This window comes from Nocardioides sp. SYSU D00038, assembly GCF_016924665.1.
Taxonomy (GTDB): domain Bacteria; phylum Actinomycetota; class Actinomycetes; order Propionibacteriales; family Nocardioidaceae; genus Nocardioides.
In genome coordinates this window covers 83,299-104,950 of sequence record NZ_JAFFJT010000023.1, presented here as the reverse complement: position 1 = coordinate 104,950, position 21,652 = coordinate 83,299, and the positions used below count along the sequence as shown (strand labels likewise).

At 72.3% G+C, this 21,652-nt stretch carries 20 protein-coding genes; 19 read left to right on the top strand and 1 reads right to left on the bottom strand.

What is annotated here, in order from left to right; genetic code table 11:
- The first annotated feature begins 2 nt into the window (after positions 1–2).
- The 8 genes from JT721_RS13205 to JT721_RS13170 are packed head-to-tail and all read left to right on the top strand — an operon-like array spanning position 3 to position 8,809.
- A complete protein-coding gene (locus tag JT721_RS13205; RefSeq protein ID WP_205473606.1) occupies positions 3–899 on the top strand; it encodes an ABC transporter permease in 897 nt (298 codons plus the stop codon).
- Entirely contained in the window at positions 899–1,723 is an 825-nt protein-coding gene (locus tag JT721_RS13200) for an ABC transporter ATP-binding protein (RefSeq protein WP_205473605.1), read from the top strand. Before JT721_RS13205 ends, JT721_RS13200 begins: the two co-directional genes overlap by 1 nt.
- Entirely contained in the window at positions 1,716–3,101 is a 1,386-nt protein-coding gene (locus JT721_RS13195) for a hydroxymethylglutaryl-CoA synthase (protein ID WP_205473604.1), read from the top strand. Before JT721_RS13200 ends, JT721_RS13195 begins: the two co-directional genes overlap by 8 nt.
- Positions 3,091–4,296 carry an acetyl-CoA acetyltransferase gene (locus JT721_RS13190; RefSeq protein WP_205473603.1) on the top strand — a complete coding sequence of 402 codons (1,206 nt, stop codon included), beginning with the start codon at positions 3,091–3,093 and terminating at the stop codon, positions 4,294–4,296. The genes JT721_RS13195 and JT721_RS13190 overlap by 11 nt, the downstream gene beginning before the upstream one ends.
- Positions 4,293–5,213, top strand: coding sequence for an SDR family NAD(P)-dependent oxidoreductase (locus tag JT721_RS13185; protein ID WP_205473602.1), 921 nt, complete (start codon positions 4,293–4,295; stop codon positions 5,211–5,213). Before JT721_RS13190 ends, JT721_RS13185 begins: the two co-directional genes overlap by 4 nt.
- Before the next feature lie 19 nt (positions 5,214–5,232).
- Positions 5,233–5,727: a VOC family protein gene (locus tag JT721_RS13180; RefSeq protein WP_205473601.1), complete on the top strand. Its 495-nt coding sequence runs from the start codon at positions 5,233–5,235 to the stop codon at positions 5,725–5,727.
- Entirely contained in the window at positions 5,727–7,256 is a 1,530-nt protein-coding gene (locus JT721_RS13175) for a class I adenylate-forming enzyme family protein (protein WP_205473600.1), read from the top strand. The genes JT721_RS13180 and JT721_RS13175 overlap by 1 nt, the downstream gene beginning before the upstream one ends.
- Entirely contained in the window at positions 7,253–8,809 is a 1,557-nt protein-coding gene (locus JT721_RS13170) for a class I adenylate-forming enzyme family protein (RefSeq protein WP_205473599.1), read from the top strand. Before JT721_RS13175 ends, JT721_RS13170 begins: the two co-directional genes overlap by 4 nt.
- Positions 8,810–8,901: 92 nt before the next feature.
- On the opposite strand, the gene JT721_RS13165 is transcribed toward JT721_RS13170, so the two are convergent.
- Positions 8,902–9,882 carry an MBL fold metallo-hydrolase gene (locus JT721_RS13165; RefSeq protein WP_205473598.1) on the bottom strand — a complete coding sequence of 327 codons (981 nt, stop codon included), beginning with the start codon at positions 9,880–9,882 and terminating at the stop codon, positions 8,902–8,904.
- A gap of 75 nt (positions 9,883–9,957) precedes the next feature.
- Here JT721_RS13165 and JT721_RS13160 point away from each other — a divergent pair, with 75 nt between their 5' ends.
- From JT721_RS13160 to JT721_RS13110, 11 genes are all read left to right on the top strand, one after another.
- Positions 9,958–11,496: an AMP-binding protein gene (locus tag JT721_RS13160; RefSeq protein ID WP_205473597.1), complete on the top strand. Its 1,539-nt coding sequence runs from the start codon at positions 9,958–9,960 to the stop codon at positions 11,494–11,496.
- Between the two features lies 1 nt (position 11,497).
- Positions 11,498–12,649: an acyl-CoA dehydrogenase family protein gene (locus JT721_RS13155; RefSeq protein ID WP_205473596.1), complete on the top strand. Its 1,152-nt coding sequence runs from the start codon at positions 11,498–11,500 to the stop codon at positions 12,647–12,649.
- Between the two features lie 12 nt (positions 12,650–12,661).
- Positions 12,662–13,672 carry an acyl-CoA dehydrogenase gene (locus JT721_RS13150; RefSeq protein ID WP_205473595.1) on the top strand — a complete coding sequence of 337 codons (1,011 nt, stop codon included), beginning with the start codon at positions 12,662–12,664 and terminating at the stop codon, positions 13,670–13,672.
- 70 nt (positions 13,673–13,742) lie between these two features.
- Positions 13,743–14,834: an LLM class flavin-dependent oxidoreductase gene (locus JT721_RS13145; protein ID WP_205473594.1), complete on the top strand. Its 1,092-nt coding sequence runs from the start codon at positions 13,743–13,745 to the stop codon at positions 14,832–14,834.
- Positions 14,831–15,838, top strand: coding sequence for an LLM class flavin-dependent oxidoreductase (locus JT721_RS13140; protein WP_205473593.1), 1,008 nt, complete (start codon positions 14,831–14,833; stop codon positions 15,836–15,838). Before JT721_RS13145 ends, JT721_RS13140 begins: the two co-directional genes overlap by 4 nt.
- Positions 15,835–17,394: a class I adenylate-forming enzyme family protein gene (locus tag JT721_RS13135; protein ID WP_205473592.1), complete on the top strand. Its 1,560-nt coding sequence runs from the start codon at positions 15,835–15,837 to the stop codon at positions 17,392–17,394. Before JT721_RS13140 ends, JT721_RS13135 begins: the two co-directional genes overlap by 4 nt.
- Positions 17,391–18,377, top strand: coding sequence for an LLM class flavin-dependent oxidoreductase (locus tag JT721_RS13130; RefSeq protein ID WP_205473591.1), 987 nt, complete (start codon positions 17,391–17,393; stop codon positions 18,375–18,377). The genes JT721_RS13135 and JT721_RS13130 overlap by 4 nt, the downstream gene beginning before the upstream one ends.
- A 60-nt stretch (positions 18,378–18,437) precedes the next feature.
- Entirely contained in the window at positions 18,438–19,409 is a 972-nt protein-coding gene (locus tag JT721_RS13125; RefSeq protein WP_205473590.1) for an enoyl-CoA hydratase/isomerase family protein, read from the top strand.
- 4 nt (positions 19,410–19,413) lie between these two features.
- A complete protein-coding gene (locus tag JT721_RS13120; protein WP_205473589.1) occupies positions 19,414–20,397 on the top strand; it encodes an LLM class flavin-dependent oxidoreductase in 984 nt (327 codons plus the stop codon).
- Positions 20,394–20,750: a VOC family protein gene (locus JT721_RS13115; protein WP_205473588.1), complete on the top strand. Its 357-nt coding sequence runs from the start codon at positions 20,394–20,396 to the stop codon at positions 20,748–20,750. The genes JT721_RS13120 and JT721_RS13115 overlap by 4 nt, the downstream gene beginning before the upstream one ends.
- Complete coding sequence (locus tag JT721_RS13110) at positions 20,747–21,535, top strand: enoyl-CoA hydratase/isomerase family protein (protein WP_205473587.1); 789 nt, start codon at positions 20,747–20,749, stop codon at positions 21,533–21,535. The genes JT721_RS13115 and JT721_RS13110 overlap by 4 nt, the downstream gene beginning before the upstream one ends.
- Positions 21,536–21,652 lie beyond the last annotated feature (117 nt).

Genomic DNA, 21,652 nt, shown 5'->3' with positions numbered 1-21,652 from the left:
CGATGACCCAGCTCGACGCCAAGGTCCCCACCATCGTCGCGACCGAGCACGTCGCCCGCGCCCGCCGCCGGCGCCGTACCTCGGTCTTCTGGCTCGCCCTGCCGCTGGTGGCGATCGCCGTGCTCGTGGTCGTGCTCCCGATGACCGGGCTGCTCGCCGACCCGCGCCAGACCGATCTCGACAACACGCTGGCGCCACCCGTCTTCCTCGACGGGGGCAGCTGGGACAACCCGCTCGGCACCGACAAGCTCGGCCAGGACGTGCTGGCCCAGCTCGTCGTCGGGGGGCGGCTCACCCTCTTCATCGGCCTGGTCGGCGCCCTCGTCGCCATCGGGCCGGGCACCCTGATCGGCGTGCTCGCCGGGTACTGCCGCGGGTGGGTCGACCTGGTGGTCAGCCGGCTGATCGACGCCCAGCTGGCGCTGCCCTTCATCCTCATCGCGCTCGCGGTCATCTCCAGCCAGGGCAGCTCGCTGCCCGTCCTCTTCCTGGTGCTGGCGCTCACCGGCTGGGCGGCTTGCGCCCGGGTCACCAGGTCGGTGGCGATGACGCTCCGGGAGCGGCAGTTCGTGCTCGGCCTGCGCGCCGCCGGGGCGTCGGAGCCACGGATCGTGCTGCGCCACGTCGTCCCCAACCTCGTCGGCACGATCGTCGCCCTCGGCACCCTCCAGATCGGCACGGCGATCCTCGTCGAGAGCGCCCTGAGCTTCCTCGGCCTCGGCGTGGTCCCGCCCGACATCAGCTGGGGCGCGATGCTCGCCTCGGGGCAGGACGTGCTCTCGCGGGCCTGGTGGGTCGCCACCTTCCCCGGCCTCGCCATCACCGTCGTCGTCCTGCTGGTCAACCTGCTCGGTGACGCACTGCTGACCCACCACGACCCCAGGAAGAGGAGGCGCTGATGGCCCGCGGCGAAGCCCTGCTGGAGCTGCGGTCGCTGACGATCACCGCGTCCGTGGCCGACCGGCAGCTGCTGCTGCTGCGTGACGTCGAGCTGGAGGTGCGAGCCGGCGAGGTGGTCGGAGTCGTGGGGGAGTCCGGCAGCGGCAAGACCACGCTCGCCCGGTCGGTCGTGGGCCTGCTCGAGCGCAACGTGCAGGTCGCCACCGGCCGGATCGAGCTCGTGGGGGAGGTGCTGGTCGGACCCGGCACCGACCTCACGCACACTGCGCGCGGCCGGTCGGTCGGCATGGTCTTCCAGGACGCATCCCGCTCCCTCAACCCCCTCATGCGTGTGCGTCGGCACCTCAGCGAGGTGCTGGAGAGGCACGTCGACGGCATCGGGCGCGACGAGGTGCGAGCCCGGTCGACCGAGGTGCTCCGGCGGATGCGCATCGACGACCCCGACAGGGTCCTCGACAGCTACCCGCACCAGCTCTCCGGCGGGTTGCGCCAACGCGTCGCCATCGCGCTGGCGGTCGTGACCAACCCCGCGCTCGTGATCGCCGACGAGTGCACGACCGCCCTCGACGTCACCACCCAGGCCGAGGTCGTCGCGCTCTTCCGGGAGCTCGTCGACGAGCTGCACATCGGGCTGCTCTTCGTCACCCACGACCTGATGCTGGCCAGCGACCTGTGCGACCGGATCGCGGTGATGAGCCAGGGCGAGGTGGTCGAGGTCGGCCCCACCGACCAGGTGCTGCGGCATCCCACCGTCGACTACACCCGGCGCCTGCTCGCAGCCGTCCCCCACTGGACCGAAGGAGCGTCCGCAACCCATGCCTGAGCCAGGTATCGCCGCCTACGCCGCCTACGTGCCGTCGTACTTCCTCGACGACGTCCGGCTGGATCCCGACGCCCCCGCGGCGGCCCGCGGGACCCGCAGCGTCGCGTCGTACGACGAGGACGCGGTGACGATGGCCGTCGAGGCCGCCCGCGGTCTCGGGCGGTCGCCCGCGGCGAGCGGTCACCTGCTCCTGGCGAGCGTGCTGGCGCCGTACGACGCCAAGACGGCGGCCACGGTCGTGCACGAGGCACTCGGCCTCGACGGCGGCGTGGCGGGGATCGACCTGCGCGGACACCGCTCCGGCTTCTCGGCCCTGGACCTCGCGGCCGGCACCGGCTCGCTCGCGATCGCGGCCGACCTGCGGCAGACCCATCCGGGTGCACCCGACGAGCTTGCCCAGGGCGACGGCGCGGTGGCGTTCGTCGGTGGCGGCAGCGAGGCCGCGAGCGTGCTGGCCCGGGCCACCCGCACCGTCGAGATGCTCGAGCGTTGGCGGCTCCCGGGCGAGACCACCGATCGGGTCTGGGACGAGCGCTTCACCGCCCAGCTGCTGGTCGAGGCCGCGGGGCCGGCTGTCACCGAGGCGCTTCGCGCGGCCGGGGTCGAGCGACCAGACGTGGTGGTGGTCAGCTCCTCCAACGCCCGGGCCGCCGCGGCGATCCGCCGCGCTCTCGGCTCCGACGGGGCGGACGCCGCCGTCGAGACGGCGACCGGCTGGACCGGCACCGCGCACCCGGGCCTGCTGCTCGCCGACGCGCTCGACCGGGCCGAGCCCGGTGCGACCGTGCTGCTGGTCTCGGCCACCGACGGCGCTGACGCCATGGTGCTGAGGGTCGGCGACGGGGTGCGGGCGGCCCGCGGGGCACCGACCGTCGCGGCCCAGCTCGCGGCCCGGCGACGGGTGTCCTACGGCACCTTCCTCCGCTGGCGCGGCCTCATCGAGGTGCAAGGTCCGGCGCGTCCGGCCTCCCCGGCCCCCGCAGCGCCGCCGATCCACCGGCGCCGCGGGTGGAAGTACCTGCTCGAGGGCATGCGCTGCGACTCCTGCGACCGGGTCACGACTCCGCCGGGACGGGCGTGCGCGGCCTGCGGGTCCCTCGACGGTGGGAAGCCGGTGTCGCTGCGCGACCGGGTGGCCACCGTCGTCAGCGTGACCCAGGACCGGCTCACGACGATGCCGGAGCCGGAGGTCGCGATGGTCGTCGCCGACGTCGAGGGCGGCGGCCGTCTCACCGGCTACGCCACCGACGTGACCGCCGCCGACGTCGTGGTCGGCAGCCGGATGCGGCCGACCTTCCGCCGGCTCTGGACCACCGACGCGATCCACAACTACTTCTGGAAGCTGCGACCCTGCGAGGAGCCGACCGATGGCGACTAGGCGGATGGCCCACGACGTGGCCATCGTCGGGATGGGCTGCACGCCCTTCCGAGACCACTGGAACAGCTCGGCCGACGACCTGCTGGTCGACGCCGTGCGGGAGTGCGTCGAGAGCGTGCCGGCGATCGAGCTCGACGACGTCGACGCGTTCTGGGTCGGGACGCAGGGATCCGGCATGTCCGGCCAGACCCTGTCGCGGCCGCTCCGGCTGCGCGGCAAGCCGGTCACCCGGGTCGAGAACTACTGCGCCACCGGGTCGGAGGCGTTCCGCAACGCGGCGTACGCCGTGGCCTCGGGCGCCTACGACGTGGTGATGGCGACCGGTGTGGAAAAGCTCAAGGACTCCTCGTTCTCGGGCCTGACCGCGGTGTTCCCGCCGGCGGACGGCACCGACGTCGACTGGACGGCACCGGCGAGCTTCTCGCTCCTGGCGCCGGCCTACCAGCGCGCGCACGGCGTCGACGACGCCGACCTGCGCCGGACCCTGACCGCGATCGCGGTCAAGAACCACGCCAACGGCGCACTCAACGAGCGGGCCCAGTTCCGCAAGGCGGTCTCGGCCGAGGCCGTCGAGCGGGCGCCGCGCATTGCGGGTCCGCTGGGCGTCATGGACTGCTCAGGCGTGTCCGACGGCGCCGCGGCTGCGCTGATCGTGCGGGCCGAGGACGCCCACCGCTACACCGACCGGCCGGTCTACCTGCGGGGGATGGGCTTCGTCGCGGGGGCGGGGGACGGGCTGGCGTCCGACGACTACGACTTCACGACGTTCCCCGAGGTCGTCGAGGCGGCCCGGGTCGCCTACGAGCAGGCCGGCGTCACCGACCCGGCGACGGAGATCTCGCTGGCGGAGGTCCACGACTGCTTCACCCCGACCGAGCTGGTGCTGATGGAGGACCTGGGATTCTCGGCGCGCGGGAAGGGCTGGGTCGACGTCCTCGGCGGCCGCTACGCGCTGGAGGGCGCGCTGCCGGTCAACACCGACGGCGGGCTCAAGTCCTTCGGGCACCCGATCGGCGCCACCGGCCTGCGCATGATGTTCGAGTGCTACACGCAGCTGCGTGGCGAGGCCGGCGACCGGCAGGTCGCCGACGCCACGCTGGCAGTCGCCCAGAACCTCGGCGGTCAGCCGGGATCGTGCGTCGCCTTCGTCGCCGTCCTGGGCAACGAGCCGGCCAAGGATCGAGGTGCCGCATGAACGACCGCATCGACTTCACCGGCCGCACCGTCATCGTGACCGGCGCCGGCAACGGCATCGGCCGGGCGCACGCCCTGCTGCTCGGCGAGCGCGGCGCCCACGTCGTCGTCAACGACGTCGGCGGCTCGGTCAGCGGCGACGGCACGTCGATCGCCGTTGCCCAGGGGGTCGTCGACGAGATCGTGGCCGCGGGCGGCTCGGCGGTCGCGTCGACCGCCTCGGTCGCCGAGGCCGAGGGCGGCCGGGCGCTGGTCGAGACCGCGTTGAAGACCTCGGGCCGCATCGACGCGGTCATCCACAACGCCGGGATCCTGCGGGACCGGTCCTTCGCCAAGGTCGAGGACGCGGATGTCGACCCGGTGCTCGACGTGCACCTGCGCGGCGCTTTCAACGTGCTCCGCCCGGCCTGGCCGGTGATGATCGAGCAGGGCTACGGTCGGGTGCTGCTGACGACGTCGGCCTCCGGCCTGCTCGGCAACTTCGGCCAGGCCAGCTACGCCGCCTCCAAGGCCGGCCTGCTCGGCCTGATGAACGTGCTCGCCCTCGAGGGGAAGCGGCACGGGATCCAGGTCAACTGCCTTTCGCCGACGGCCGCCACCCGGATGACCGAGGGCCTGCTCGGCGATCTCGCCGACCACTTCGACCCGCGGCACGTCGCCGCGGTCGCGACGTACCTCGTCTCCGAGCGCTGCGAGCTCACCCACCACGTCCTGTCCGCGGCCGGTGGTCGCGTGGCCCGTCTCTTCGTGGGCACGGCGCCGGGGTGGTACTCCGGCCCGGAGCCGGCGAGCCCGGACGACGTCCACGCCGCCATCGACGCGATCACCTCGCTCGACGGCTGGATCGCGCCCGACGACGGCGCCGGCGAGGTCGAGCTCATCCGCGCCGCGCTGCTGGGTGACCCCGCCCGCGCCTGATCTGACCAAGGAGATCCCCATGCCCGTCAGCGAAGTCCACCACGTCGCGATGACCGTCGCCGACGTGGAGCGCGCCGCCGACTTCTACGAGAAGGCGCTCGGCTACCACCGCACGCTCCGCTCCGACGTGGGCGGACCCGGCATCGAGGAGTCGCTCGGCCTCCCGGTCGGCACGACCGGCAAGGTGCAGTACCTCCAGGGACCCAGCCGGGTCGGCCAGCTGGAGCTGATCGAGTGGAACGGCGAGGCGCGTCGTACGCCGGACGCCGGCCACTTGGAGCTGGGCACCTTCCTGCTCAGCTTCGAGGTGCCGCTCGACGAGCTCGCCGAGGTCTACGACCGGGTGCGCGAGCTGGGAGGCGAGCCGCTCACCGAGCCCAACCGGGTGCTGCTGGAGAACTACGGCTACATCCACGCCTTCGCGGCCCGCGACCCCGACGGCAACCTCCTGGAGTTCGTGTCGTTGCCGACGCGGGAGGAGATCCTCGCCTACCGCGTCGAGCAGGGCGCCTGATGCCGACCAGCAACTTCTCCGAGGTCCTGCGGCGGCAGGCCAACCGCCGCGGTGACCGCGAGGCGCTCGTCGACGGCGCCCGGCGCTGGACCTACGCCGAGCTCGACCGCGACGTCGACCGGCACGCCGCCGCCCTCCTGGCCGCGGGGGTGACCGCCGACGACCTGGTCGGCGTGCTGGGCCGCAACCACGCGACGTACGTGCTGGAGCTGCTGGCGTTGAGCCGGATCGGCGCGATCTCGGTGCCGCTCAACTGGCGGCTGCACGCGACCGAGCAGGGCTACGTCGTCGACCAGGCCGGCATCTCGGTGCTGCTCTACGACGACGACTTCCACGACGACGCGGCCCTGCTGCTCGAGCAGACCGGGCTGCGGGCCGGTGTCGCCAACCAGGAGCGGGCCGTCGGCGACAACCCGCGGTTGGCGGACCTGCTCGCCGGGGTGCCCGACGGCGTACGGGTGCCCGACGCGGAGAAGTCGCCTGACGACGTCCACCGCCTGCTCTACACCTCGGGCACCACGGCGCGTCCGAAGGGCGTCATCCACACGTGCGGCAACATCGCGGCCAACCACCTCGGCCAGGTGCTCGAGCTGGAGCTGACCCAGGACGACCGGATCCTGGTCTCGGCGCCGCTCTTCCACGTCAGCGGACTGGAGGCGCCGGGGATCGCGATCTTCGTCGCCGGCGGCACGATGGTGCTCACGCCCACCTTCCAGCCCGACGACATCGCCCGTGTCGTCGCGCAGGAGCGCGTGACCGGTCTCGTGCTCGCGGCCCAGATCCTCTTCGGGCTGCTCGAGCTCGACGTCGCCGACCTCGCCACCGTGCGATACCTGATCTTCGCCGGCGTCGCACCCACCGTGCGCCGCCGGGTCAAGGAGCTGCTGCCGCACGTGCGGCTCGTCGACACCTACGGCATGACCGAGCTGTGCAACGGGTTCTGCTACATGGACGCCGCGCACGAGCAGGAGAAGGTCGGCGCGCTCGGGGTGCCCTTCCCGCAGACCCACCTGCGCATCGTCGACGACGATCTCCAGGACCTGCCGGCCAGCACGCCCGGGCAGATCATCGTGCGTGGCGCGAAGGTCTCGCCCGGCTACTGGCGCGACGAGGAGACGACCTCGCGCACCCGCCGCGACGGCTGGTTCCTCACCGGCGACGTCGGCCGTGTCGACGCCGACGGCTACCTGTGGTTCGTCGACCGGCGCACCGACCTGATCAAGTCCGGCGGCGAGAACATCGCCAGCGCCGAGGTCGAGCGCGTCATCGCCGCGCACCCCGACGTCGCCGAGGTCGCCGTCATCGGCGTACCCGACGAGCGCTGGGACGAGGTGCCCAAGGCGTTCGTCGTGCTCCGCGAGGGGGTCGACGTCGAGGTCGTCGACGCCGAGGCGATCAAGCAGCACTGCCGCGACCACCTCGCCAGGTTCAAGGTGCCCAAGCACGTGGACGTCGTGGGCTCGCTGCCCCGCAACGACTCGGGCAAGGTGCTCAAGAAGAAGCTGCGCGAGGAGGCCGACGCGTCGTGACCGCCAACCTGTCCCGGATGCTGCGCGGGCACGCCGTACGGTTCGCAGACGTCGACGCCCTGGTCTTCGAGGACCGACGCTGGACCTACGCCGAGCTCGACCGCGACGTCGACGCGCTTGCCGCGGGCCTGCGCGGCGAGGGCATCGGCCGCGACGACCGGGTGGCGGTCGTCGCGAGCAACGTGCCGGAGTTCCTCCTCCTCGGCCTGGCCCTCGCGAGGCTGGGCGGCGTCCTCGTGCCGCTCAACTACCGCCTGACCGCCGGCGAGCTCGCCCACCTGATGCGGCACGCGCGCGTGGTCGCGGCCGGCACCGTGCCGGAGCACGCCGAGGTCACCGTCGCGGCGATCGCGCAGGTCGGCGGCGTACGCCCGATCGCGCTCGAGCCGGTGGACGACGCGTGGCTCACGGTCGGCGTACTCATCGAGCAGCACCGGGGCGAGCGGGTCGACGACGCCGACGTCGACTCCGGCACCCTCCAGCGCGTGGTCTACACGTCGGGCACGACGTCGCTGCCCAAGGGCGTGATGCTCAGCCACGGCAACGTGAACGCCAACATCCACGCACAGGTCTTCGACCTCGGGCTGCGCTCGACCGACCGGATCCTCAACTTCGCGCCGCTCTACCACGTCGGCGGCACCGACCTGCCGGGCTACGGCATCTGGCACGTCGGCGGCCGGATGGTGCTCCAGCGCCGGTTCGACCCCGCGGCGATCCTCGACGCGATCGAGGCCGAGGGCATCACCGGGATGGTGGTCGCGGCGACGATGCTCGACATGATCCGACGCGAGGCCGACGCCCGCGGCACCGTGCCCGACCTGTCGTCGGTGCGCTGGCTGATCTTCAGCCAGGTGCCGCCCGCCCTCTTCGGAGTCGCACGCGGCATCTTCCCCAACGCGCGCCTGATCGAGGGCTACGGCCTCACCGAGACCTGCAGCGGCCTGACCTACCTCGACGCCGCCCACCAGGACTCCAAGCAGGGCTCGGTCGGGCTGCCCCTACCGTGGGTCGAGGTCCGGGTCGTCGACACAAACGGCCGCGACGTACCGGTCGGCGAGAACGGCGAGGTCGTCGCCCGGGGCCCCAAGGTCAGCGCCGGCTACCTCGACGACCCCGAGGCCACCGCCCAGGCCTTCCGCGACGGCTGGTTCCACACCGGCGACGTCGGCTGCTTCGACGAGGACGGCTACCTCTACATCCGCGACCGCCTCAAGGACATGATCCGCAGCGGCGGCGAGAACATGTCGTCGGCCGAGATCGAGAACGTCCTCTGCGACCACCCCCTCGTGCTCGCCGCCTCCGTCGTCGGGGCCCCGCACGAGAAGTGGCAGGAGGTGCCGGTCGCCTTCGTCGTCGCCCACCCCGGCCTCGATCCCGTCGACCTCATCGCCCACGCCAACAGCCGCCTGGGCCGCTTCAAGATCCCCAAGGAGATCTACCTCGTCGAGGACCTCCCTGTGAACCCCTCCGGGAAGGTCCTCAAGCGGGACCTGCGCAAGCTCCGCACCCATCTCAGCCCGGACTGGGCGGCCGAGAACAGGCCCGGTGTCTGACGGGGATGCTGCCGTGCAGGCTCACTCGTCAGCGCAGTGGGGAGCTGGATGACCGGCCTCGGCCAGCCCGGCGCGATTTGGTCCCCATTCGGCTACCCCTGACGTACGGCGCGCAGCAGACCGAGGGCGTGGACGAGCGCGAAGCGCTGGGTGCCGAGGCCCATGTCGTCCCAGGGCTTGGCCCAGGTGAGGTGGGGGGCGATCTCCCAGGCGGTGTCGTAGCGCTCGGCGAGCGTCGCAACCGCCTCGACCTCGCGGGCGTGGAAGTCGTGGAGGTCGAGGGCGCGGCGGCCGACGTCGGTGAAGGGGTACTGGTGGGCAGGGCCGGCGAGGTCCGGGTCGAGGGCGGCGATCCGGCGCAGCGAGGCGAGCAGGTCGCCGGCAGGGTCGTCGCCGGGCTCGGCGGCGATCGCCAGTTGAGTGGGGCCCTCGGGCATGAGGGTGTCGCCGGTGAGGAGTACGCCGGCCGGGTGGAGGTAGCAGGTGTGGCCGTAGGTGTGGCCGGGGAGGTGCAGCGCCCGGATCTCGGTGTCACCGAACACCAGGGGAGTGTCGGGTTCCTCGAGCACCTGGTCGAGCACGAGGTCCTCGTGGTGGACCGCGACGGTGACGGCCGCGGCGTACATCTGCGTCGCGACGTCCTCGGGCGCGCCGGTCTGGGAGAGCGCCGCCGCGAGCTGGCCGAGGAAGGGACCGCGCTCGAGCTGCTGGCTCGCGAAGTCGTCGCGCCGGTGCATGACAACACGCGCCCCGCTCACCTGCCGCACCTGGTCGGCCAGGCCGACGTGGTCTGGGTGGTTGTGGGTGAGCAGCACGGCGACGACGTCCTCGACCCGGTGGCCGATGGTGGCGAGCGCCTCGACGGCGGCGTTCCAGCAGCTCGCGTGCCGGTAGCCCGCGTCGACGAGCACGACGCCCGCCGAGGTCTCGATCGTGTAGACCATCACCGAGCGCAGCGCGCTGCCGGCGAGCGGGACGGGCAGCGCGGTGATGCCGTGCCCGAGGCGTGCCGGAGGCGGCACCTCGCGGGCCCGGTAGGCCGCCGCGTGGTGCTCGTGAACGGGTGTGGACATCGCTGGTGGTCCCGTCTACTGTGACGTCGAACCGGAACATACCGAATGGTCGGAATTGTGTCGAGGAGGCTGGTGGTGACGGACGAGCGAGTGGGGTTCCGGCTCTGGGCTCAGGCCGCGCCGGAGCAGACGGCGATCATCGCGGCGGACGACAGCAGCCTCACGTACGGCGAGCTCTTCGCCGAGGTCAACCGGATCAGCCACGGCTTCCGTGAGCTGCACGGGCTGCGCGAGGGCGACACCGTCGCCTGCGTGATGACCAACTCCGTCGGCATGGTCGCGCTCTACCTCGCTGCGATGCAGTCCGGCCTCTACCTGGTGACGGTCAACTACCACCTCACCCGCCACGAGATCGCCCACATCCTGGCCGACAGCGGCACCAGGCTCGCCGTGGTCAGCGAGCGTGCCGAGGAGGCCGTGGTCGCCGCGGCCGACGGCACCGTGCCGGTCGTCGTCGACGGCACGCCGGCCTTCGGCTCGCTGCCGTGGTCGGCGCTGACCGAGGGCATGCCCGACACGTCGCCCGAGGCCACACCCGCCGGCTCGCTGATGATGTACACCTCCGGCACGACCGGGCGCCCCAAGGGCGTGAAACGACCGCTCTCCGGTGCCGACGCTGACACCGGCGCGCGCGCGTACGTCTGGCTCTTCCAGGAGTTCGGCATGGAGCGCCCGGCGTTCGCGCGCTGGCTGGTCTCCGCGCCGCTCTACCACTCCGCCAACATCACGCCCGCGATGGGCGCCCTGCACGCCGGCGGCACCATGGTGCTGATGGACGGCTGGACCCCCGAGGGCTTCCTCGAGCGGGTCCAGCGGCACGGTGTGACCGGCACCAGCATGGTGCCGACCCACTTCCACCGGCTGCTCCAGCTGCCCGAGGACGTGCGCGCGGCCGCCGACGTCAGCTCGCTGCGCTACGTGTTGCACGGCGCCGCGCCCTGCCCGGTCGAGGTCAAGCGCCGCATCATGGACTGGTTCGGCCCGGTCGTCTACGAGTACTACGGCTCCACCGAGGTCGGCACGACGGTCGCGCGGCCCGAGGAGTGGCTCGCCCACCCCGGCACCGTTGGCCGCCCCGCCTCGATCTCGACCCTACGGATCCTCGACAGCAACGGCGAGGAGGTGCCGACCGGCGAGCAGGGCATCGTCTACATGCGCCAGGGCGAGGACAAGGTCGAGTACCACAACGACCCGGGCAAGACCGAGGGCTCGCGGCGCGACGGGCTGCTGACCGTCTGGGACGTGGGCTACGTCGACGCCGACGGCTTCCTCTACCTCACCGGCCGGGCGAGCGAGATGATCGTGGTCGGCGGCGTCAACGTCTACCCGGCCGAGATCGAGTCGGCGGTGCTGAGCCACCCCTACGTCGGCGACGCGGGCGTCGTGCCCCGCGCCGACGAGGATCTCGGTGAGGTGCCGGTCGTGCACCTGGTGCTGGGCAGGGGCGCCCCCCCGCCCGACCAGGCCGTAGCCGAGCTGAGGGCCCACGTGGCGGAGCGCCTGGCGGCGGTGAAGCGCCCCCGCGACTACGTCGTGCACGAGGCGCTGCCGCGCGACCCCAACGGCAAGCTCTACAAGGCGCGGCTCACGGACGTGCCGCAGGAGGTGTCCTGACATGGACTTCGACGACTCCGTCGACGACGTCGCGTTCCGCGAGCAGGTGCGCTCCTGGCTGGACGAGGCACTGGCCGACGTCCCCGACCAGGAGGAGCTGCCGCAGTCCGAGCGCGAGCAGTGGTCCCGCGTCTGGCAGGACCGGCTGTCCGCAGGTGGGTGGGCCGGGCTCTCGTGGCCGACCGAGCACGGCGGGCGCGGTCTGGATGCGCTGTCCCAGGCGATCTTCAACGAGGAGTGCGCCCGCCGCGGCGCGCCGTACCCACTCAACGGCGTCGGCATGATGCTCGCCGGGCCGACGATCCTCGCCCACGGCACCCCCGAGCAGCAGGCGCGCTACCTGCCGCCGATCCTGCAGGGGCAGGAGTACTGGTGCCAGGGGTTCAGCGAGCCCGGCTCCGGCTCCGACCTCGCGAGCCTGCGCACCTCCGCGGTCAAGGTCGACGGCGGGTGGCTCGTCAACGGCTCGAAGATCTGGACGTCGAACGCCCACCACGCCACCAAGTGCATGCTGCTGGCACGCACCGACCCGGACGCCGCCAAGCACGCCGGCATCAGCTACCTGCTCGCCGACATGGACCGCTTCACCGTCCGGTCGCTGGTGATGATCAACGGCGACACCGAGTTCAACGAGATGTTCCTCGACGACGTCTTCGTGCCTGACGAGGACGTGCTCGGCGGTGTCGGCCGCGGCTGGCAGGTCGCCCTGACGACCCTGGCCTTCGAGCGCGGCTCGATGGCGCTCAACCTCTGGGTCTGGGCGCGACAGGCCGTCGACCGCGTCGTCGACCTCGCGATCGAGACCGGTGCCGCCTCCGACACTGGCGTGCTCGACCAGATCGGCGCGCTGCACGCGGACGCCGAGGCCGTGCGGGTCGGCTCGATGCGGATGGTCGGGGAGACCCAGGCCGGCGGCGTCCCCGGACCCGAGACCTCGGCGCTCAAGAGCCTCTGGGCCGGGGTGGTGCAGAACGCGAACCGGCTCGCGGTCCAGCTCGACAGCGTCTCGGGCGTGCTGCTCGACGACGACGCGGCGGCGGCGCGGATGCGCCGCTACCTGCGCTCGCGCGCCCACACGATCGAGGGCGGCACCGAGGAAGTCCAGAAGTCGATCCTCGCGGAGCGGGTCCTCGACCTGCCCCGCTCGCGCTGACAAGGAGCCACCGTGCGGGCGACGTTCACCCAGGACCAGCTGGATCTCGAGAAGACGATCCGCTCCCTCGCCGAGGGCGAGCGCTCGGCGGCCCGGGCCTGCCTGGACCGGCCGTGGGGCCGGTCTGCCGTCGACGACGTGCTGGTCCGCGACTTCGGCGTGCTCGGCGTCCCCGAGCGCGCCGGCGGCGTCGGCTCCTCGCTCGTCGACCTGATGATCGCGGTCGAGGCACTCGGCGAGCTGCTCGTGCCGAGCGTGTTCACGGCGCACGCCGCCGCCGTCCAGCTGCTCGTGGACAGCGGTGTCGACCTCACGCCGGCGCTCGAGGGCGTCGCGACCTGGGCGCCTGGCGTCGATGAGACCCGGACCTCGGGCTGGGGCGCGCTCTCCGCCCCGGTGGCGGCACCGGCGACCAAGTCGCTGGTGCCGTACGCCGCGGCCGCCTCGGCGTACGCCGTGCTCGGCTCGGACGGCGTCGACCTCGTCGGTGCTCGCGCGGTGCGCGACCGCGAGTCGTTCGACCCGTCCCGACCGCTCGCCGACGTCGACCCCGAACCTGGGGTCGCCCGCCCGACCGGGCGCGGTGCCCAGCGGGCCGCGCTGGTTGTGGCCGCGGAGCTGTGCGGCGTGGCGCAGGGGGCCGTCGAGGTCGCCGCCGGGCACGCCCGGACCCGCAGCCAGTTCGGCCGGGTGATCGGTTCCTTCCAGGGCGTGGCCTTCCAGCTCGCCGACGCCGCCGTCGCCCGCAAGGCGGCGTGGGACCTGACCATCCACGCGGCCTGGGCCGTGGAGCACGACCGTCCTGAGGCGGAGGCGCAGGTGCACGCCGCCTGCTGGTCGGCGGGGAAGGCCGCGGTCTTCGCCGCCGAGCGCTGCATCCAGGTGCACGGCGGGATGGGCATCACCCGGGAGGCCGCCCCGCACCTCTACCTGCGCCGGGCGATGGTGCTCGACGCCTCGCTGGGGTCCGGCAGCTGGCACCGCCGGCGGTCCGGCGAGCTGCGGGTCGCCGCACGTGCCTGACCCGCAGAACCCTTGCCGTCGCCTCGTCGGGGGCGTAACATACCGTCCGGTCGGAATATAAGGAGACGACGTGAAGTTCGGAATCATGAACCTGTTCCCGGTGTCCGAGGGATCCTCGGACCACCAGGTGCTCCGCGACACCCTGGACGAGATCCAGCTCGCGGACGAGCTCGGTTTCGACTCCGTCTGGCTGGCCGAGCACCACTTCTCCCAGTACGGGATCCTGGGCAGCCCGCTGCACTTCGGCATGGCGATCGCCGAGCGCACGAAGAGGATCACCATCGGCACGGCCGTGCTGGTCATCCCGCTCCACGACCCGCTGCGGCTGGCCGAGGACATCGCCGCGCTGGACGTGCTCTCGGGCGGCCGGGTGAGCATCGGCGTCGGCCGCGGCTACCAGCCCAAGGAGTTCAACGGCTTCGGCATCCCCCTCGAGGAGAGCAAGCAGCGCTACGCCGAGACCCTCGAGGTCGTGCGTCTCGCGCTCACGACCGAGAACTTCAGCTACCAGGGCAGGTTCTTCCGCTACGACGACATCACGACCTACCCGCGCCCGCTCACGCCGGGCGGCCCGCCGATCCTCCAGGGCACCGTCTCGCCGGAGAGCTTCGCGGAGCGCGGCGCCATCGGCGAGCCGATCATCACCTCGCCCAACTTCACGCCCCTCGGGCTGATGAAGAAGAACTTCGACCTCTACCGCGCCGCGATGGAGGAGAACGGCTTCGACATCGGGGAGTACGACCTTCCGTTCATGCAGCAGGTCTGGTGTGGTGAGGGTGAGCAGGGACTGCGCGACGCCGCCCAGGCCGCCCTCAGCTACTACAAGTCCGTCAACAAGGTGATCCCCGGGTCGGAGGAGGCCATGGACAAGGAGCGCGCGTACTACGAGGCGGTGCGCAAGAACATCGACCTCCTCACGCTCGAGCAGACCCTCACCCACGGCGGCAACTTCGGCTCCCCGCAGAAGGTCATCGAGAACCTCGAGGTGCTCCGCGAGCAGCTCGGCATCAACCACTACATCGGCTGGCTCCGGATCCCGAGCCTGGACCGCACCGCGGCGCTGAGGTCGATGGAGGAGTTCGCGACCAAGGTCATCCCGCACTTCCGGGCGCAGGAGCAGACGGCTGCCCCGAGCGAGCCGGCCGGGGCGGTCGCGGGGTGAAGGTCAGCGTCTTCCTGAGCGCGCAGTTCGACCCCTCCGCGTCGGCGGTCGACGGCATCGACGACGTGCTCGCCCAGGCGGTCGCGGCGGAGGCCGGCGGCTTCGAGACCGTCGTGCTGGGCCACCACTACCTCGCCCAGTCGGCGTTCGCCCAGCCGATCCCGCTGGCGGGCTACCTCGCGCACGCCACGTCACGGGTGCGGATCGGATTCGGTGTCCTGCTGGCACCGCTGCTCAACCCCATCGCGCTCGCGGAGGACCTCGCGACCCTCGACGTGCTCAGCCGCGGCCGGCTGACCGTCGGCATCGGCGCCGGCTACCGCCGCCGGGAGACGACGGCGTTCGGCGTCGAGTGGCCCGACCGGCTCCAGCGGCTGCGGGAGTACGTGCCGCTGCTGCGTGCCCTCTGGCAGGGTGAGTCCCTGGACGCGGTCGGGTCCTGGGGCGAGGTCCCCAACGCCTCGCTCGCGCTGCGGCCCGTACAGCCGGGTGGGCCGCCGCTGTGGATCGGCGCCTTCGCCGAGGCCGCCGTACGACGGGCCGCGCGGCTCGACTGCCCCTGGCTGATCGGCCCGAAGGGCAACGACCAGGAGGTCGGGGCGATGCTCGCGACCTACCGCGAGGTGCTGGCCGAGCACGGTCACTCGCCGGACCGGGAGTACCCCATGTCCCGCGAGGCGTACGTCGCCGACACCCACGAGGCCGCCGTCGCCGGCATCCGGCCGCACCTGGAGCGGCAGTACGCCGGCTACAAGTCGTGGGACGGCGCCCGGTCGATCGACGTCGAGCGCTACATCGAGGAGGACTGCCTCGTGGGCACGCCCGACGAGGTCGTCGCCAAGATGGCGCACTGGGAGCAGGAGCACGGCATCACCGAGATCTCCCTGCGCCTGCAGTTCTTCGGCGCCGGTCAGGACGAGGCGATGGAGCAGATCGCCCGGGTCGGAGCCGACGTGGTGCCGCGGGTCTCCCGGCCGGTGTCCGGCGCGGAGGTGACCGCATGACCACCACCGACGTCGGCCTGGCCCGCATCCTCGAGCTCCGCGCCGAGATCTCGCCCGATGCCCCGGCGCTGCACGGCGAGGACGGCCGATCATGGACCAATCGCGAGGCCGACCTCGCGGCGGGCGGGATCGCCCGCGCGCTCGCCGACGCCGGCGTGCGGCCCGGCGACCGGGTCGCGGCGTACGTCACCAACGGGCCGGAGCTCGGCCTGCTGCTCTTCGGCGCCTGGAAGCTCGGCGCGGTCCCGGTGACCATCAGCAGCCTCTACAACGCCCACGAGCTCGCCGAGTCGATCGAGAAGACCCAGCCCGTGCTGGTGGTCGCGGACGGCGCGCGACCCGACGTGGTCGCTGCGCAGGGGGACCTCCCCGTCCGCCTGCTCGCGGGGGAGATCGACGGGGTGGCGCCGCTCGACTGGCAGGAGGGCGCCGCGGTCCCCGCGCCGGAGGCCGGACCCGAGGACGAGGCCTGCATCCTCTTCACCGGTGGGACGACCGGCCGGCCCAAGGCCGTCAGCGTCACCCACGGCGGCGTCCGTGCCTCGCTCGAGCGCCTGGCCGGCGTCTCGGCCGGTCGCCCGGAGGGCGCCCGGGGCGGGGCCGACGACGCGCCTCCGAACCTGATCGCGCTGCCGCTCTTCCACAGCGGCGGGCAGCACGCGCTGCTCTTCGCGCTGCACGTCGGCCGCGGCTGCGTGGTCTGGGAGCGCTTCGGACTCGACCGGCTGGAGCGGCTGATGCGCGAGCACCGCTTCGACAACCTCTTCCTGCTGCCGACCATGCTCTTCGACATCGTCCACGCCGAGCACGACCTGCCCTTCGACGGCGTGAAGTCGATCCTGGTCGCCGGTCAGGCGCTGAGCTGGTCGGTGCGCAAGGCCTTCGAGGAGCGCTACCAGGTGCCGATCCTGGTCAACTACGGCTCCACGGAGTCGGGGCACATCGCTGGCTGGACCGGCCGCGACATGAAGGCGGGGCTCTGGAAGCCCGGCTCGGCCGGCCGGGTCTACCCCGACGTCGAGCTCGAGATCCGCGACGACGACGGCGCCGCGCAGCCGGTCGGCACGCAGGGCGAGGTCGTCGTCCGCTCCAGCCTCACCCGCGGGTACGTCGACGACGAGGCCGCCTCGCAGGAGCTGGTGCGCGACGGGTGGGTGCACACCGGCGACATCGGCTACGTCGACGACGACGGCGTGCTGTGGCTGGTCGGCCGCAAGCGCGACATGATCAAGTGCGGCGGCTTCCAGGTCTGGCCGGAGGAGATCGAGGACGAGCTGCGCGAGCACCCGCTCGTCCGCGACGTCCGCGTCGTCGGCACCCCCGACGACCGGCTCGGCGAGGTGCCCACGGCGCTCGTCGTACGCGCCGAGGACCTGGTGACCGGCGACGACGAGCTGCGCACCCAGCTGACCGCGTTCGCCCGGGAGCGCCTCGCGCACTTCAAGACCCCGCGCCGCATCGAGTTCGTGCTCGAGCTCGAGCGCAGCGAGGCCGGCAAGATCAAGCGCGGTGCGGTGCCCGACCTGGCCGCCGCCGGCGAGGGGAGCGCGTCGTGAAGTTCGGCATCATGGCCTCGCACCAGTACCCCCACGACGACGACCTTGGCCGCCACCTCGACGACCTCTTCGGCACCGTCGAGCTGGCCGCCGAGCTCGGCTACGACTCCGTCTGGACGATCAACCACTTCCTGTCCAACCTGGCCACCCCGCAGCCGATCTCGATGATGGGCGCGCTCATCCCGCGCTCCGGCGAGATGACGATCGGCACCGGCATCCTGCTGCTGCCGATGTTCCACCCGGTGCACGTCGCCGAGGAGTTCGCGACCCTCGACCACCTGTCGGGTGGCCGGGTCGTCCTCGGGGTGGGCGCCGGCTACCGGGAGAACGAGCTCGACGCCTTCGGCGTCGACCCCGACAGCCGCTTCCGCCGCCTCGACGAGAGCCTGCGGGTGATCCGCGGGCTGTGGTCGGGCGAGCGGGTCGACAACGACGGGGAGTTCTACCCGCTCGAGGGCGCGAGCATCGGCGTCCGGCCGCTCACCCCCGGCGGGCCGCCCATCTGGGTGGGGGCAGGCGGCAAGCTCGCCGTTCGGCGTGCGGCCCGGCTCGGCGACGCGTGGTACGCCCCCGGCAACTCGCCCAACCCGACCTTCCTGCCCAAGCACCTTGCGCTCTACGACGCCGCACTGGGGGAGTACGGCAAGCCGACCGAGGGCATCGAGCGCCCCGTCGGCGTCGAGCTCTACTGCGCGCCCACCACGGACCGCGCGGTCGAGGAGGGCCTGCCGCACGCGCGCCGCGAGTACTCGACGTACGCCGAGTACCCGGCGTTGCGCTGGCAGCGCGACCGCTTCGACGAGCTCGTGGTCAACACGCTGCTGCTCGGCTCGCCGGAGATGCTCGTCGAGCGCATCTCCGCCCTCCGCGATCTCGGCTTCAACCACCTGATCTTCCGCCCCGGTTGGCTCGGCATGCCGACCGAGATGGTCCGGGCCTCGCTGAGGCTCTTCGCCACCGAGGTCTTCCCGGCGTTCCGCTGACGCCACCACCCCCACCACGACCACCCGCCCCCCCGCACGACGACGAAGTGAGGAACGACCGTGAAGAAGACCGAGGCCGAGCTGCTCGAGCAGCACTGGGACGCCGACAACATGATCACGGACCCGGAGCTGCTGGCGAAGTGGGTCACCTACGACGTCGACGAGGGGCGGTCGACCGCGACGATCACCTTCGACCGTCCCGACACGCTCAACGCGATCCCGGTCGCCGGCTTCGAGCGCGTCGGTGACCTGGTCCGCGAGGCCGAGGCCGACGACCGGGTCAAGGTCATCGTCTTCAGGGGCACCGGCGACCACTTCGGCACCGGCGCCGACGCGGCCGAGCTCGGGCACTACATCGGCTACAAGTCCGGCACCGACAAGGCCTCTCGCCGGCGCCCGTCCCAGCGGCAGCGGATCCTCCCGGACCGCAACGTGCTCAGCTCGTCGTTCACCCGGCCGATCATCGAGAGCCTCAAGGCGACGGTCTGCCAGGTGCAGGGCTACTGCTACGGCGGCCACTTCCAGATCGCCCTCTCGGCCGACATCGTCATCGCGTCGCCCGACGCGCGGTTCACCCACCCGGCGTTCCGCTACCTCGGCCCCGCGCCTCAGGACATGTACCACTGGATCGAGAAGGTGGGCCTGACGACCATGAAGGACGTCATGCTCAGCATGCGCGCGCTCGGTGCCGAGGAGGGCGAGCGCAAGGGCCTGGTGACCAAGGTCGTCGAGCGCGACGAGCTCGAGCAGTGGGTCGCCGACTACGCGCAGGCGATCGCGTTCATGCCGCTCGACTCGCTGATGATGGGCAAGTCGATGATGCAGGTCCTCATGGAGGCGCGCGGCAAGGGCCTCGGCGCGATGACCGGCTGGGTCGGCCACGGCTGGGCGACCAACGTGTCCTTCGAGGAGGGCGACTGGAACTTCCTCAAGGAGCGTCGCGAGCGCGGCGTCTCCGGTGCGCTGGCCGACCGCGACAGCCGCGTCGCGCCGTACTTCCGGCTCGGCGGCACGCGCGTCGCGGAGGACTGAGCCGGTGCGGTTCGGGATCCTGCTCGACCACCAGTACCCCCGCGACGCCGACATCGGGCTGCACGTCGGTGAGCTGGTCGAGCTCACCCAGCACATCCGCGACCTCGGCTACGACTCGCTCTTCGGCATCCACCACTACCTGTCGTCCCTCCGTACCCCGCAGCCGCTGCCGCTGCTGTCGCGACTCATCGACCACAGCGGCTCGATGCAGATCGGCACGGGCATCCTGATCCTGCCGATGGGTCACCCCGTGCACTGGGCCGAGGAGATCGCCACGATCGACCAGATGTCGGGCGGTCGCTTCGTGCTCGGGATCGGCTCGGGCTACCGCGAGGACGAGTTCGCGTCGTTCGGAATCGAGCGCCGCACCCGCGTCTCGCGGATGAACGAGTCGCTCCAGGTGATGCAGAAGCTCTGGACCGGCGAGCCGGTGCACCACGAGGGCAAGCACTTCAGGCTGGACGGTGTCCGGTGCAGCGTGCTGCCCGTGCAGCAGCCCGGGCCACCGGTCTGGGTCGGCGCCAACGGCCCGATCGGCATCAAGCGGATCGCCGGGCAGGGCCTGCCCTGGCTGGCGCCCAGCAACGTCCGCCGCAACTGGGCGGTCGGCAACCTGCACGACTACCGCCAGCACCTCAAGGAGGCGGGCCACGACGAGACCGGGATGACTTTTCCGATCCACCGTGACCTGTGCATCGCCGACTCGCAGGAGGAGGCGTTCGCGATCGCCGAGGAGCACGCCAAGCGGTCCTACGGCGAGTACGTGCAGTACGGCATGGACTACTTCGAGTCGCAGTGGGAGGGCATCCGCCGGAAGGCGCTCTTCTTCGGGTCGCCAGACGACATCGCCGGCCGGATCGAGGACTTCGCCACGGCCGGCTACAACCACTTCGTCTTCCGGGCGCAGTGGCTCGGACTGCCGATGGAGCGCACGGTCGAGATCATCGAACGGTTCGCGCGCGAGGTGATGCCGAGGTTCCGGCCGTGAGCTCGGCGCAGGTCTTGAAGCTGGGCCACGTGATCGTGCCCGCCGGCGATCTCGACGCAGCATCGGCGTTCTGGGTCGAGCGCCTCGGCCTGGAGCTGCGCTTCCGCGACGGCAACCGCTACGCCGCCGTCACCGACGGGCGCACGACGCTCGGGCTGGCGGCGCCGGCGGAGCAGCCCGCGCCCGGTCTCGTCGCGGTCTCGGTGCAGGTCACGGGGCTCGACGAGCTGCTCGCGTCCTGGACAGCCGACGGCCTCGCTGTCGGCGAGGTCGTCGAAGGTCCTCACGAGCGCCGGGTGGTCGTGCGCGACCCGGCCGGCAACCCCGTCGTCGTCTACGAGGCCCGCGGATGAGCGACGTGCTGCTCGTCGAGCGGCGCGGCGGGCTCGCTGAGCTCACCCTCAACCGGCCGGCGGCGCGCAACGCCCTCGACGTCGAGCTCAAGCAGGCGCTCGTCGACGAGCTGGACGCGGTCGCCGCCGACCCCGCCGTACGCGCGGTGCTGCTGACCGGCAACGGCCCGGCGTTCTGCGTCGGCCAGGACCTCGCCGAGCTCGCGCGCAGCCTGGAGACCGACCCCGCGAGCGCGTCGGACACCGTAGAGCTGCACTTCAACCCGATCACCCGGCTGCTCGCGACCATGCCCAAGCCGGTGGTCGCCGCGGTGCACGGCACCTGCGTCGGCGCCGGCCTCGGCTTCGCGCTGGCCTGCGACGTCCAGGTCTGGGGCGCGGGCGTCACGCTCGCGACCGCGTTCACCGGTGTCGCGCTCACCTGCGACTCGGGTCTGTCCGCCAGCCTCGCGCGTTCCGTCGGCGAGGCGCGGGCGCGGGAGCTGGTGCTCCTCGGTGACGCGTTCACGCCCGAGCGGGGCGTGGCCTGGGGCCTCGCCGGTCGGGTGGTGGCACCCGACGAGGTCGTCTCGACGGCTCGCTCGCTGGCCGAGCGGCTGGCCGACGGGCCGACCCTGGCGCTGGCGGCGTCGAAGGAACTGATCGCGGCCGGGAGCAGCTCCTCGCTCGACGAGGTGCTGGCGGCCGAGGCGGCCGCGCAGGCGAGGTGCGGGGCGAGCGCGGACCACCTGGCGGCGGTTCGTGCGTTCCTCGCCAAGGAGCCGCCGGTTCTGCTCGGGCGGTGAGCCGCGACGACGGCAGCGAGGCGCTCGGGTGGGAGCGACACCTTCGGCTCGCCGACGTCGCGCCTGCGCGGGGCCGGATGCCGACCGCATCCCTGACGGAAGGACGACACCTGACCG

Excerpts from the sequence above, each read along its gene's own strand:
- JT721_RS13200 (WP_205473605.1), top strand. The coding sequence starts at position 899 with ATGGCCCGCGGCGAAGCCCTGCTGGAGCTGCGGTCGCTGACGATCACC.
- JT721_RS13155 (WP_205473596.1), top strand. The coding sequence starts at position 11,498 with ATGGACTTCGACGACTCCGTCGACGACGTCGCGTTCCGCGAGCAGGTG.
- JT721_RS13165 (WP_205473598.1), bottom strand. The coding sequence starts at position 9,882 with ATGTCCACACCCGTTCACGAGCACCACGCGGCGGCCTACCGGGCCCGC.
- JT721_RS13205 (WP_205473606.1), top strand. The coding sequence starts at position 3 with ATGACCCAGCTCGACGCCAAGGTCCCCACCATCGTCGCGACCGAGCAC.
- JT721_RS13190 (WP_205473603.1), top strand. The coding sequence starts at position 3,091 with ATGGCGACTAGGCGGATGGCCCACGACGTGGCCATCGTCGGGATGGGC.
- JT721_RS13180 (WP_205473601.1), top strand. The coding sequence starts at position 5,233 with ATGCCCGTCAGCGAAGTCCACCACGTCGCGATGACCGTCGCCGACGTG.
- JT721_RS13110 (WP_205473587.1), top strand. The coding sequence starts at position 20,747 with ATGAGCGACGTGCTGCTCGTCGAGCGGCGCGGCGGGCTCGCTGAGCTC.
- JT721_RS13175 (WP_205473600.1), top strand. The coding sequence starts at position 5,727 with ATGCCGACCAGCAACTTCTCCGAGGTCCTGCGGCGGCAGGCCAACCGC.
- JT721_RS13135 (WP_205473592.1), top strand. The coding sequence starts at position 15,835 with ATGACCACCACCGACGTCGGCCTGGCCCGCATCCTCGAGCTCCGCGCC.
- JT721_RS13195 (WP_205473604.1), top strand. The coding sequence starts at position 1,716 with ATGCCTGAGCCAGGTATCGCCGCCTACGCCGCCTACGTGCCGTCGTAC.
- JT721_RS13185 (WP_205473602.1), top strand. The coding sequence starts at position 4,293 with ATGAACGACCGCATCGACTTCACCGGCCGCACCGTCATCGTGACCGGC.